This is a genomic window from Steroidobacter flavus, from assembly GCF_042651805.1.
In the GTDB taxonomy this organism is placed as follows: Bacteria; Pseudomonadota; Gammaproteobacteria; order Steroidobacterales; family Steroidobacteraceae; genus Steroidobacter; species Steroidobacter flavus.
Map to the genome: position 1 here is coordinate 1,458,119 of NZ_JBHSDU010000015.1, position 14,119 is coordinate 1,472,237.

Sequence of the window (14,119 nt, forward strand, 5' to 3'; positions counted from 1 at the left end):
CCGCAACCGGTCATAGCATTGTCCGTACGCCAGCTCACAACGTGCGACTGGTCGTGATCGCCAGCAGCACCGGCGCCTCGTCGGCCTTCGCATCGGCGGAAGACGTCATCACAGAACTCCTCGGATAACACCAACTCATGAAGCCTCTACTGCAAGCCGTCATCTTCGATTGGGCCGGCACCATGATCGACTTCGGCAGCCGCGCGCCCGTCGTCGCGCTGTGCGAACTTTTCGCACACGCGGGCGTGCCTGTCACCGAAGCTGAAGCGCGCACCCACATGGGAATGGCGAAGCGCGACCACATACGCAGTCTCCTTGGTTTGCCGCGCGTTGCCGAAGCCTGGATCAAACGATACGGCGGTCCTGCGAAGGAAGCTGACGTAAACACGTTATTCGACAACGTCGGCCCGATGATGCGCATTGCCGCTCGAACCTGTTCCGAGCTGATTCCCGGAGCGGCCGCGGTTGCCACGCGATTGCGCGCCAGTGGCATGGTGTTGGGATCGTGCACGGGTTATACGCACGAAATGATGGAAGACATCCTGCCCCGCGCCGCTGAGCAGGGTTATCGTCCGGATCGTGTGGTCTGTGCCGGCGACACGCCGCACGGCAGACCGTCGCCACTGATGGTCTGGAAAAATCTGGTCGAGCTTGGCGTGTGGCCGGCATCGACCTGCGTGAAAGTAGACGATACAGAAGTCGGAATCGCTGAGGGCCTGGCCGCCGGAGTCTGGACCATCGGCATCGCTGCGAGTGGCAACGGCGTCGGGTTGTCTCAGCATGCGCTCGACGCGCTCGCACCGGCAGAGCGAGCAGCAAGAGTCGAGCGTGCACGACGAACGTTGATGAACGCCGGCGCGCATCTGGTCATCGACACCGTCGCCGATCTACCGCACGCATTGCTGGAGCTTCCCATCGAACTTCCCGACGCACTTCGCTCCGACGACAGTCCACCGGCTCGTGCGCCATTGGCGACCGCCAAAGTTACATACGACGAATTCGGCTCGGCGCCTCGCGCGTCTGGGGTGGGGCTTGGCGCTGTGCTTGGTTCGCCGTGTTCCGATGGTAAGAGCGATCAGATCGGCTTGTACGTCAGCACCGTGAACGTGTTCGGGTGCAGAGTCTTCGGCGCATTGCCCGACGCATCGGGCTTGCCCGAAGAATAGTCCGCAGCCACGACGAACAACCGACCGGTGCGCTCATCGATGTGCATCATGCGTGCGATCACGCGAGTCGACACGGTGCCCAACAGCTCATAGCTGTCCGCGCCGTTCTGGCCAATCACCGTGAGCGTGCCGTCGCCGCCGTTCGAGGTGACGATGCGATGGCGTTGCTCATCGATCACAAACCCATCCATGCCCTTGCCGATGGGAATGCGCGCGACCGTCTTACCGGTCGCCGCGTCGACTGCCAGGAACAGCGGATTGTCGCCGCTACACGCCGCCAGGATTCGGTTGGTGCTTGCCTGATAGCGGACTTTCGATACGTTGCAATCGACGCTCCAACGCGCCTGCTCTTTCAACGTGCGCGAGTCGAGCTTGAGGATCAAGTTGTCACGACGTGCGGGCGCGAATAGCGTGCCCTTCCCATCGAGTGCCGGATCGTCCATTTTCTTGAACGGGAACGTCGTCTTCTTCAGCAGCTTGCCGGTCGCCGGATCGAGCGTGAACCAGGTCGACTCGGTCGTGCGCGTGCCGGTGATGAAATGGATTTGTTTGGTCGCCGGATCCAGGACACCGCTGTTCAAACCGCCATCCGTCGCCAGAGGCAGTCGCGCAATCGGTTTGAGCGACTTCAGCTCGAAGCTGAGCAACGAGCCATCGGTCATTGCCACGTAGCCACGGTTGTAGTCCGGGAGCAGCAGCGGACCATTTGCGCCCACAGAGTTGTCCACCGTCGCGATCGCTTTGTTCGTGTCCACGTCGAATACGGTCAAGCCGTCTTTGTCGCGTGCCATGAACAGCCGACTGCTGTTCGGCTCCATCTTGATGTAATCCCAACCCGTGTTGGTACTCGGCAGCACAGCCGAGCGATCGAGCGTGTAGAGCAAGTTAGTGTCGGCATGCGCCGTGGCCATCCCCAGGGCGATCACGGAACCGAGCAACAGCGACCTTGAGTTCATCGATGCGTTCTCCGAAACAATGGATGTTCTATTCATGCCTGATTTCATCGACCCGGTTCTCCGAATGATGGACGGTCTATTCATTTGTTAGATTCCTTGTGCGCGCAGGCAGCCAGCGACGTCGCTCAACCCAACCGGTGCCCGCCCACCGACCCGATCGAGTACGTCAGGATTGGATGTAACGGCGTTGGCGACCGCGGGCGACAGGCGAAAATCACGAGTGAGCTGCGGATCGACCTCCGCGATGCCCGCGCCGAGCTTGACGATGCCCGCGTCCGCGGACGAGGTGGCGCCCTTCTCATTGGCGAACAGCACGCTGTGACTGACCCAAGCCTGCGCGTTGTTCCTGGCGCTCACGCCGCCCGGCTTGTTGCCCGCGATAATTGAATTCGTGACGAGTGCGCTCGCATCCTCTTTGAGATACACGCCGTCGAGCTCATTGGCTTGCAACACGGAGTTGTAAACCCGAATCGACGCATGCGCCGCGCCGCCTACACCGACGCCGTGGTTGCCGCGAATCACTGAGTTACACAAACGCAATTGCGCGCTTTCGCGAACCCAGATACCGACGTGTCCGTCGACGATACGCAGATCCGTCGCGGTGACATTGCTTGTCCCGCGAGCGCTCAATCCCATCTTTTCGAAGCGATCCAGCGCGACGCCGCTCACCGCGGCGGTCGAATTCATGATGAACACGCCGTGACCGTCGTAGATGTCGTCTTCGTCGCTCGCCACACGCAGGTTGCGAAACGACAGATTGCGCAGCGTCACATCGCTGCCTCTGATCAGCATCGCCGTGGAAGCAGGACCGTCCTTGCCGTCGATCACCGCGCCTGGTTCACCGACCACGTGCAGCGCCTTGCCATCGACGACGACGTAGGCGCGAATGACATAGTCCTCGAACTTCACGTCGCGAGGGTTCTCGATGGCATACGTGCCGGTGCGGATCAGCACGGTGTCGCCATCGGCGGCGCGATCAATAGCGGCCTGGATCGCTTGATTCCCTTTGAACGCGCAGTCTTTCGCCGTCGCGCCGGCGGGACAAACAATCCAGGTTTTCGTCGCGGCCGCGGTCGCTGGCGACGCCGCCACGATTCCTGCGAGCAAAAGTGTCCCTAGCGGCGCAAATCTGCGCCGCGTTCGCACTGTCATCATGATGATTGGCCCTTAAGTAGCTTCGATGGGTCGCTGCGCGAACTGTCGCGACAGCACTCCTGACATCAACGTGATCAACACGGCGCCGCTGCCGACGACAGCACCGTGTAGCAACCAGAACTCAGCAGGCGACAGTGCTTCGTAGAAACGACCGAGCCAGCCGCTGAAAATGCCGCCGAGGAAAATCGCGAGATAGTAAGCACCGACCATCGTGCTGTTCACCGCGGGCGGCGCGGCGCGTGAGATGAGCGCCAGCGTGATCGGCCACACGTAGAGATATCCGATGGCGCACATGAAATGAAACACGGTCGGCCAGAGCACGGAGACCGTCTTACCGCCGGACAGCCACTCGCTTACGCTCAGCAACACGCACGCCAGCGCAAAGGCAACGCAGCCGATGGCGATCTTCACCAGATCGCGCGGCTCCGCTCCCCGCTTGGCCTGACGTTTCCACAGCCAGATCACCAAGGGCGCGAGTGCCAGCACCGCCAACGTATCCAGCGACTGAAACCAGGTCACCGGAATCGAGTGATCGAAGATGCCGCGGTCGACGCGATCCCGCAGCCAGATCGGATACGTGTTCCAGACCTGCGTCTGTCCCGCCCAATACAACGAAGTGATGGCGATGACACCGGCGAGCGACACGATGATGCGACCGTCGCCCGGCTGCAGCTTTGGACGGGCCGTCGTGGCGTCGAACGTCTTATCCGCCGGAATATAGGAACGGCCGCTCAGATAGATCGCGATACCAACCAGCATGCCGACGCCCGCGGCCCCGAAGCCGTAATGCCAGCCATACAGTTCGCCCAACGTTCCACACACCAGCGGCGCGACGAAGGCGCCGGCGTTGATGGCGAGGCAGTACATCGAAAACGCCGAATCCCGACGCGTGTCATTCTTCGGATACAGATCGCCGACCTGAGCCGCGAGATTGCCTTTGAGCAAGCCCGATCCGAGGATCAAAGCAGCGAGCGCAAACAGGAACGCGGCTTCGAATGCCATCATGAAATGACCCGCAGCCATGAGGATCGCGCCGATCACAACCGCGCGGGTGCGACCGATGAGCCGGTCGCCCAGCATTCCGCCCAGCACCGGAAAGAAATAAACCAGGCCCACATATAGGCCGAAGATCTGGGACGCGAGCGCCTGCAGCGACAGCGGTCCGAATATCGACTCGACGACCGAGCGAAACTCGGTGAATGCGGCGACGTGCTCGATCTGTCCCGGCTGCAACAGATAGCCGACCATGTACAGCATGAGCAGCGCCTGCATGCCGTAGAACGAGAAGCGTTCCCAGCCTTCCGCGAACACGATGTACGCCAGGCCACGAGGGTGGCCTAGAAACGTACGCTGATCATCGCGAGCCGCGGCGCTCGCAGCCATCGCGCCGGACATCGCCTGTTCATTCGTGCTCATATCGCGCCTGACGTCACTTGATCACCCGACACCGCTTGCTCATTGGTGCCCATATCGCACCTGACATGTTTGTTCACCGGCATCGCATGCTCATTCGTGCTCATTGCGCGCCTGACATCGTTTGTTCACCGACATCGCCTGTTCATTCGTGCTCATTGCGCGCCTGACATTGTTGTTCACTCGACATCGCATGCTCATTCGTGCTCATTGCGCGCCCGACATCGTTGTTCACTCGGCATCGCTTGCTCATTGCGCGCTCCACGATTCGTTCCAGTCGATACCGTGGTAGTCCTCGCGCTCCCAATAGAAGCGCGACCGCGGCCGGTCGTAATTGCCAATCTCATTCATGCTGAGAGAGTCGTAGAGTCGGCCGTTGAGCATCGTGTAGCGCACTGTGTTGGTGTTATGGATGTCATCGAGCGGATTGGCATCGAGCACGATCAAATCGGCCAGCTTGCCGGGCTCCAGCGAGCCGATCTGCGCCTCCAGCGCGAGCGTCTTCGCGCCATTGATGGTCGCGGTGCGCAGAATTCGATGGTTGCTCATCCCGCCTTGCGCGAGCAGCCACATCTCCCAGTGCAGCGACAATCCCGGCACCTGGCCATGCGAGCCGGCATTGATGACCACCCCTGCATCGTCGAGTTTTTTCACCGAGCGCGAGACCGCTCGAAAGCCCACATCCCACAGCTCGTCCGCGACGTTCACGCCAGTCATGTTTCTAACGTGCGCCGGTGCCGCGCTCGGCGCGAGCACCGGGCTATAGCTGCTCGACACCTCTTGAACGAAGGCGCGGACCTTCGGGTCTTCCCACGCTCTCTGGGTCTGATACAGATAGTTCTCGCCGAACAACTCGCCGAAGATCACCAGCAACGTCGGCGTATTCGACGTCGTGCCGTGTTTCATCAACTGCACGAGATCGTCGTAGTAATTCGCCACCGGGAAGTTGTGCTCGAGACCGGTGTGACCGTCGAACAGCGCGGTCACCATGGTGTAGAACTGCCCCTCGCCCTCCACATCCACCATCACGCCCGCCTCGCGTCCCGCCTTCACCAGCATCTGCCGTTGAAAGCGCGCCGGCTGGCGATAGCTCTTGACGAACGTGCCGCCCTGCGCGAGCTTGCGTGTCATCAACGCCTGCGCATCCGCATAGCTTTCGATGGGCACATAGCTCGAGTCGGACATCTGCGGTCGGCCGTAAATCGCCAGGCCCGCCGCGATCCAGCGCGGACTGACCGTCAGTCCCGCCTGATTGGTCTCGTTGCTCTCGTAAGCCACCAGGTCGGTGTTGTACGAGTACGGATCGAAGTTGGTCGTCACGCCGAACGACAGCTGCGCATATCGCGTCGGCTGCTTCTGTGGCATGACGCCGGTGCCGTTACAACACTCGGTGTGCCCATGCATGTCGACCAGCCCCGGCATGATCGTCTTGCCCGAAACATCGATGACCTTCGCATTCGCAGGCACGCTGATCGAATCGGCCGGTCCGACCGCCTTGATCTTGTTTCGTTCGACGACCACGGTGCCGCGTTCGATGACTTCGTCGCCGCGCATCGTGATAACGCGTGCGTTGGTGAACGCGACCACGCCCTGCGGAACGTCCGCCAGCGCCGTAACGTCGACCTTCGCGTAAGGCTGACTGGCAACGGGACTCGTCGAAAGTTTGGGCACATCGGCACGAGTGCCGGCCGACAGTCTCGATACATCGGCTCGATACAGATCGGGCCCCAGCGTCCAATGCAACGACGCAGAATCGTTCGACCAGGTCAGCGACGCACCGCTGGTCGAGGTCAACTTGAACACCGGCGCGGCCTGGCTCTTCGCCGAGACGGTCAGCGGGCTGCCGGTCTCTCGATAGCGCGTCACGTAATACTGCTGGCGATCGCGGAACGCGATCCAACGCTCGTCCGGGCTCAACCGCAGATCGAGCGTATCCACATCGGGCGTGCGCACATGCTCGCGCTCGTCGAAGCCTTGAACATTCACGCTCATCAACTTGCGAACGCCCTGCGCCGCATTGACCACGTAGTACAGGCGGGAACCGTCGGCAGAGAATCTTGGCGTCTCGTCGGCGTTTGTCACAAAGCGCGGTTTGCCGCCAGCGCTGGGCACGACGTAGAGCCCGGGCTTGGCGCGGAAACCGCCCAACGTTTTGTCGCCGGCATTGATTCGATACACCAGCCACTGGCCATCCGGCGAGAACGACGGCTCGCGAATCACACCGCTCGAGCTGATGATAGTGCGAGCCTTCCCGCCCCGCGCCGCAAGGATCTTCAGGGCGCTGCCGTGATCGTCGTCCCATTCGACATACGCGAGTTGTCTGCCATCGACCGACCATGCCGGCTCGAACTCGAACGCCGTGGCGGAGGTCAATCGCGTCGACTTGCCATCTGGCAACGGCTTGCGCCACAGATGGCCGAGCGCCGTGAACACCACGCTCTTGTTATCGGGCGACGGCGCGAGCTGACGAATCGCCCGCGCCGTGACTTGCGCCGGCGCGAGATCGTGCGAGAACCGAATAGCGTTCGTGATTCGATGCTTGGCGGTCGCTTGGAAAGGAATCTCCGCAGCCTCGCCGCTGCGCGTATCCACCCGATACAACTTGCCCCTGCCCCAGATGGCGACGTGTCGATTGTCGGGGAACCAGCTGAAGCGCGGGTAATACGCGCTCTGCTGTCCATACGACGCTTGCATGTCGCGATCGAGTCCGTCGTAGACCGGCCGTTGCACGGCGCTGTCCACGTCATAAACAAACAACACCGTTTTCTCTTTGACCCGACGGACGAACGCCAGCTGTCGTCCGTCGGGAGAAATCTCCGGCGTGGTGGCGCTGCCAAATCCGCTGACCACCGACTCGGTCTGGCCGGTGGCGAGCTCTCGCCGACGCACAGCGTAGTTGATGTGATTTGCGTCGACGAAAACAAACGTCGATGCGTTGGTCCGCTCGGTGTAATAGAGATATCGGCCATCGGGCGAGAAGCGCGGTTCCTGCACATCCAGTCCGTTTCTCACCGACTGCACCACCGAGCGACCTTCGCCGCCCGTGAGATCGACCTGCACGATCTCCGGCGAGTTGCGCTTCGGAAATGCGGCATCGAGTTTGACCGCGACGATCGACTCATCGTTCGGTCCCCAAGCGGGCGCGCTCAGCATGTTCACGGACTCATGCGTGACCTGATGAGGCTCGGAGCCATCGATGTTGGAGATCCAGACGTTGTCGACGCCGCTCGCGTCGCTGATGTACACGAAGCGACGACCGTCGGCGCTGAACGCCGGCATGCGTTGCATGGCCGGCCCACTGTGAACCAGCGTCGCATTGCCGCCCGTTGCGGGCAGCGTATAGATATCGCCGAGCAGATCGAAGGCTAGCGTCCGACCGTCGGGACTCACGTCCACGCTCATCCAGGTGCCTTCGGTCAGCGTCAGCTGCGCTTCGCTGTAAGGCTGACCGGTGTCGGTGACGTCCCAGCTGCCGGCGGCGAAGGCGGTGCTGCCCAGAATGAGCGCAGCCACTCCGACGAACCGAAGCATCGCTGGTGACCCCATTCGCTCCCCCTTCTGCGATATCGATGACAGGAGCATAGCCAGCGAGCTTCGAATCAGGGTGCAAATACCGAAGTCAGTGGTGAGACCGGTGCACCCCGCTACGTTCGCGCCGGCTTGAGCTCCGGATGTTCGGCCAGGATGCGCGCGGTCAACCATTCGCGGAAGCGCTTGATCAAGCGCGACTCCCAGCGATCCGCCTTGGCGATGAAATGCCACACGCCGATGGCCGGCGGCATGAAGCTCGGCTGATCCTTGCCGATCTCGATCAAGCGGCCGGCGGCCAGATCCTCGGCGCCGACCAGGCAATTGGTCAGCGCGATGCCTCGACCATGGCGGGCGGCATCCAAGGTCAAATGACCTTGCCACAAACGTGGGCCGGCCAGATCGACCGCGGCCCGTACGTCGTGAGCGGCCAGCCAATTGCGCCAACGGTCGAAATTATCTTCGTGTAGCAGCTGGTGACTGAGCAGATCGCCGGGCTGGTGAATCTTGGGCGTGCGCGCCAGATACTCGCGGCTGGCGACCGCCACGATCGGCGCATGCGCCATCTCGACACTGCGAAAACCTTCGGGAATCTCCGACGGCGTGCCGTATTTCGCGACCAGCCGGATGTCGAGATCGATGTTGTACGAGACGAAGTCGGGGCTGCGATCCGAGGGCCGCACTTCGATGTCGAGCCCAGGATTGGCCTGCTCGAACTCGCCCAGGCGCGGCGATAACCAATGCAACGCGAACGCGGGCATGCAACGAATCCGCAGACGATGCGCGTCGCCGCCGTTGATCAGGTCAAGCGTTGCGCCGGCAATACTGTCGATGGCCGCCGAGATCTGCCGGTGATAACGCTGGCCCGCCTCGGTCAGAACCGCTCCGCCCGGCGTGCGCTCGACCAGCTTGGTGCCGATCCAGTCTTCGATGGTTTTGAGGTGCCGGCTGATGACGCCATGGTCGCGGCACAGGGATTCGGCGGCCCGCCGGATGCCGCCAAATCGGGCGACGGCATCGAAGGCCCGCAAGGCTTCGAAGGGCGGCAGGGCCCGGCGCGAATGGATCGGCCCTGCGGGAACGTTCGACTGCGATTTCGGGTCGGCAAGCATCGCGGAGCCTCCGGTCGCGGTCCGAACCACGTCCTTCGGCCCGCGCTCAGTCTGAGTGTTGTGATAGCTATGGTGCCACGCTGAACGCCGACCGCAAGCAGCTATCATCCGGTGGCTGATCCTAAAAGTCGTAGTTCACCCGCAACCCGACCACGCGCGGCCGCGTGCGATTGGCGTTGTTCCAGTTGTAGTAGGGATCGATCCACTTGTTCTCGTTGGTCAAGTTGGTGCCGAACAACTCCACCGTGGCCGCATTCCAGGTCACGCCGACGCTGGCGTCGAGCAAGCCGATGGCGTCGGAGGTCTGCGGAATGTATTGCGGCAGGAACGACGTGCGGTCGATGTAAGTCACCGCATCCCGGTAGTTGTAGTCCACACGAACGAATGACGGCAACGAGCCCACGTCGAAGCCGACCCGGCCGCCCACCGCATAGCTCAGCTCCGGCACGTAGTCGACCGGATCGCCGGCAATGCTGGTGGAGTTGAGCGCGTCGACTTCCTTGATCTCGCTGTCGGTGTAAGCCGCGTTGGCATAGAACGTGAGCGCCGAAATGGGCTGCAGCGTAATGCCGGCTTCCACGCCCTTCACCTCGACCTTGCCGATGTTCGACGTATTGGACTGCAGATTGTTGAGCGCCGGGACGAACTGCAGGCCTCGACGCAGCATGTCCTTGTAGTCGCTGTAGAACAGCGCGACCTCGAACCCCAGACGGCGATCCAGCACCGAGCCCTTGGTGCCCAGCTCGTAACTGATCAACGACTCCGGCTTGTAGTCGGGCAACGTCGTGCCGCGATTGAAACCGCCGCTGCGGAAGCCCTTGCCGACGCTGCCGTACATATTCACGTTCTCGGACAGCTTGAAGCTGGCGTACACGCGCGGATCGGTGGAATGAAAGCTCTTGCTCTCGAGATAGATGCCGTCCGAGCCGGTCTGGTCGTCGACGAAGTAACGCACGCCGGCGCCCAGCTTGAAGCGCTCGGTGATGCGATAGGCCGCATCGGCGAACACCGACGACGATTTGTATGTGTCGTCCTGACGGAAGAAGCTCGGCGTCACCAGGCCCGCGGCCGAGCGAGACAAGCCGTCGCGATAAAAATAACGCTTGGCATCGCGATAGAACGCACCCAGCGTCCATTCGAGCGCGGCATCGCCGGTCGAAGTGAGCCGCAACTCCTGCGCGAACTGCATGGCCGACACGTGCCGCTCGTTGGAGCTTTCGAAGCCGGCCGAGGTGGTCTGCGGGCCGGAGATCGTGGTGTACGGATATTGATTGTCGTGATCGATATACGTGGTCGCGCTCAGCAACTGGAAGCCGCCGAAGTCGTACGTCATGGTCAGATCGTACAGGTCGTAATCGTACTTCTTGGGGACCAACACCCACGCGCGATTCACGCCGATGGTGACGGTGTGATCGGCGTTCTCGTAGCCCTGCCCCAGCTTGATCTCGTTCCGATGGGCGATGATCTTGGCGTTGATCGTGAATTCATCGGTCACTTGCCACAAGGCGCGGACGCGGGCGTTGACCACATCCTGACCGTTACCATCCTTGATGCCCGCCTGCGGCTGATCCTGCCAGCCACCGCCCTGCTCTGCGACCGCGGCGATACGGATCGCGAATTTGTCCGCGACCAGGGGAAGATTGATCGCGCCATTGATCGTCTCGCGCTCATCGCCGCCCGACACGGAAGAGATCGATCCGCCGAGCGTGCCTTCATAACGATTCAGCACCGGCGCCTTGGTGATGTAACGAATCGCACCGGCCACCGAGCCCTGCCCGTACAGCGTGCCCTGCGGTCCCTTCAGGACTTCGACGCGCTCCATGTCGTGATAGCGCGTGTCGAGCTGATCGAAGCCAGTCAGCGAGATCGGCGCCTCGTCCAGATAGACGCCGACCAACGCGCCAGTGCCGTACTGGTTGCTCAGTCCACGCATGAAGATCGTGTAGCTGCCCGGGCCATCCTCGCGCATGGTCAGGCCGGGGACTGCGAAAGCCAGGTCCTGGATGTTGGTGAAGCCGCGATCCTGCAGCGTCTGGCCATCCAGCACGCTGATGGCGATCGGCACTTCGATGATCCGTTCTTCGCGCTTCTGCGCGGTGACCACCACTTCCTCCAGCGCGTTGCCGGTGTCCTGACCGTAGCCGGTCAGCGGCTGCACGACCGCGACCATCGATGAGATCAGTAGAGTCGTCGACTTGGTGCGCATGGCACTCGCTCCCCGTGTTTTGTAATGGCAATCGTCAATCAGAATAGAAACAGCGCGCAGAGCCTGGGTGCGAATGCGACCGTGGTCGGTGTGCCCCACACACCATGCTCGCGCGTGGCGCATCAGGGCTTCAATGTGACCCGCTGTAGTGCGACCTCTTTGACCTTCTTGTCCCCGAACGCGATCGGGAACGGCTGATTCCGGCCCCACGCCTCCGCCAGGTCCGCGTAATGCGGGCTGCCGATCTGCGACTCGTTGCCGGGCGTGTTCAAGCCGACCGAGCGGTCCCAATCCTGCACGTCGAAGACGAACATCACCGACGCGCCGATGCCCTGATCCGCCCCGCTTTCGCGCGCCGATCCGGTCAGTTGAATGGTTTGTGAATCGCCGCCGCGAGGCACCGGTGGAATATGGACGAGCGGCGCATTCTCCGGCGTGACCAGCGGATGCGTGAAGCGCGCCTGATGGATGCTGCCCCAGGTCCACTTGGAGGGATCGTCGCCCGCGAGCTTGCTCAAATTGGCGAGCGCATGCTCGAGCGCGGTCAGCAAAATGCGGTCACGCTCTTGATTGGGGTTGGCACCGAAATCCGCGTCGGGCTGTTCCAACCATTGGATCAGTCGCCGGATGTCGTAGCGGTTGTAGCCGCGCACGCTGTCCGGTAGCTTTTTCGCGTAAGTCAGCGGATTCAACTTCAACAGCCAGTATTCGTAGATCGCGGCGGCGACCGAGTCGGCGTCGACATTGTAGTCCCACTGCAGCAGGCGCTGAATGGCGTCGCGCAGCTTGGGATCGTCGCTCGTGACGTTTTTGAGCAACGGCACCAGACGACGCGCCGGTAACGAAGCCACGTCCCCTTGCAGACGCGACAGGTCCTGCAAGCTGAATTTCCGATCCTGACTCAACACTTCGACGATGCGCTCGTAACGATACGGCGTGAGGTATTCGAACGTGAAGTCGGGCACCTTCTGATTCGGGAAGATGCTCGGGAACACGTTGTTGTTGGCCGACCCGTAGAACCCGCGTTCACCGTTGAGCGAGCGCGGCAGCTTGCTCGTCGGCACAAAGCCGGCCCATTCGTATTTACCTTCGTGACCGGGCACCGGAAACAAGCCGTCCCAGTTCGGGCGCACCGGCGTCAGGCCGGTCGACACGTAACCGTAATTGCCCTTGGTATCCGCGTACACCAGGCTGTGATGGCCGTACCAGGCGTTCTCCACTTTAGCGGTGAACTCTTTCCAGTTCCGGGTCTGCATCAGACCGAGCGAACCAAGATAACCGTGACCGCCCGTTTCATAGCCGGTCCAGCGCATCGCGTAGGCGCGTTGACGAGCCGCATCTTCGTACACCAGCGGTCCGTGAATCGTGGTCTTCACTTCGAAACGTTCGCTCGGCGCGCCCTTCACCGCGATCTGCTCGACGTCGACCTTCATGGTCCGCCACTCGCCTTTGTAACGATACCGATTGGCGTCGGTCGGGTCGGTCTGCTCGACGTACAGATCCTGCTGATCGCCGTTCAAAATCGTAAAGCCCCAGGCGACGTGCTCGTTGTGCCCGATGGTGACGCCCGGCAGACCCGGCTCGGTGGCGCCGATGACATTCCAACCGGGCGCGACCAGATGCACCCAGTAACGCAACGCCGGGTTCTGCACTTCGCGATGCGGATCGTTGGCCAGCAACGGCATGCCGGTCGTGGTCTTGCGACCGCCCACCACCCAATTGTTGCTGCCGATACCGCTCTCAGGTCCGCGCACCGGCAAGAACGCCTGCGAGATTTTCGGCGTCGGCGCCGCCGCCTTGAACTTGAAATCGAAATCGCTGGCGTCGCGAGTGATATTCAATAGGTTGGGATTGATATCGTTGAGGTCGAGTCCTTCCGGCACTCGCAGCGGCGTCGGCGGATCGGTGATCATGACCTCTGCGGTCTTGGCGAGACCCATGCTTTTCACAGCGAGCGCTCGCGCCACTTCGCTGGACGCATTTCGAGTGATCGCCCACACCGGCATGCGGCTCAGCAAGGTCTGCGGTGTCCAGGCCGGCTCGGGCTTGAAGCCGGACAATTCGAACTCCACCGGAATCTTGTTCTGCGTGAGAGCGAGACGGATCGCGGTATTCACGCCGTCGGCGAATGCCTTGAAGATCACCGGGCCTTCCGGATGATATTTTCGGAACTCAGCATCCCAATCGCCGCGATATTTCATCACTCGCGCGAAGCGATCGCGCTCGACGTATTCGGGCCCCAGCACTTCGGCAAGCTTGCCTTCGGCGTTACGACGCCACAGCTCGATATTCCACATGCGATCCTGCGCGGCGACGAAGCCTTGCGCGAAGAACAAGTCATGCGTGTTCTTGGCATAGATGTGTGGAATGCCCCATTTATCGCGCACCACTTCCACCGGCTGCTTCAGGCCTGCAACGGTGAGCTGACCTTCGTGCTGCGGTTGAGTGGCCTTGGCACGCTCGGCGAAATCCGAAGCTGCGGCTGGCTGCGCGCACGCAAGCGTTGCCAGCAAGGTGGCGATGCTCATGCGTAGCTTGATCTTGTTCACAGTGCCCCCGTCGATCTGGAAATAGAAATAAAGT

At 61.7% G+C, this 14,119-nt stretch carries 8 protein-coding genes; 1 reads left to right on the plus strand and 7 read right to left on the minus strand.

The window, feature by feature from the left end; genetic code table 11:
• Nucleotides 1-137: 137 nt before the first annotated feature.
• Nucleotides 138-1,166, plus strand: coding sequence for a phosphonoacetaldehyde hydrolase (gene phnX / locus ACFPN2_RS33805; RefSeq protein WP_380605004.1), 1,029 nt, complete (start codon nucleotides 138-140; stop codon nucleotides 1,164-1,166).
• On the opposite strand, the gene ACFPN2_RS33810 is transcribed toward phnX, so the two are convergent.
• The 7 genes from ACFPN2_RS33810 to ACFPN2_RS33840 all read right to left on the minus strand — a co-directional run bounded on the left by ACFPN2_RS33810 (nucleotide 1,076) and on the right by ACFPN2_RS33840 (nucleotide 14,085).
• Nucleotides 1,076-2,158 (minus strand): YncE family protein, encoded by a 1,083-nt coding sequence (locus tag ACFPN2_RS33810; RefSeq protein ID WP_380605006.1) that lies wholly within the window; start codon nucleotides 2,156-2,158, stop codon nucleotides 1,076-1,078. The genes phnX and ACFPN2_RS33810 overlap by 91 nt on opposite strands.
• Before the next feature lie 51 nt (nucleotides 2,159-2,209).
• Complete coding sequence (locus ACFPN2_RS33815) at nucleotides 2,210-3,214, minus strand: right-handed parallel beta-helix repeat-containing protein (protein WP_380605008.1); 1,005 nt, start codon at nucleotides 3,212-3,214, stop codon at nucleotides 2,210-2,212.
• Between the two features lie 75 nt (nucleotides 3,215-3,289).
• Nucleotides 3,290-4,693, minus strand: coding sequence for a peptide MFS transporter (locus ACFPN2_RS33820; protein WP_380605010.1), 1,404 nt, complete (start codon nucleotides 4,691-4,693; stop codon nucleotides 3,290-3,292).
• 246 nt (nucleotides 4,694-4,939) lie between these two features.
• Nucleotides 4,940-8,236, minus strand: a complete 3,297-nt coding sequence (locus ACFPN2_RS33825; protein ID WP_380605012.1) for an amidohydrolase family protein — start codon at nucleotides 8,234-8,236, stop codon at nucleotides 4,940-4,942.
• A 98-nt stretch (nucleotides 8,237-8,334) separates the two neighbouring features.
• Nucleotides 8,335-9,330, minus strand: coding sequence for a LysR substrate-binding domain-containing protein (locus ACFPN2_RS33830; RefSeq protein ID WP_380605014.1), 996 nt, complete (start codon nucleotides 9,328-9,330; stop codon nucleotides 8,335-8,337).
• 121 nt (nucleotides 9,331-9,451) lie between these two features.
• The gene (locus ACFPN2_RS33835; RefSeq protein WP_380605016.1) at nucleotides 9,452-11,536 is read right to left on the minus strand and encodes a TonB-dependent receptor; all 2,085 of its coding nucleotides are present in this window, start codon (nucleotides 11,534-11,536) and stop codon (nucleotides 9,452-9,454) included.
• A 122-nt stretch (nucleotides 11,537-11,658) separates the two neighbouring features.
• Nucleotides 11,659-14,085, minus strand: a complete 2,427-nt coding sequence (locus ACFPN2_RS33840; RefSeq protein WP_380605017.1) for a penicillin acylase family protein — start codon at nucleotides 14,083-14,085, stop codon at nucleotides 11,659-11,661.
• Nucleotides 14,086-14,119 lie beyond the last annotated feature (34 nt).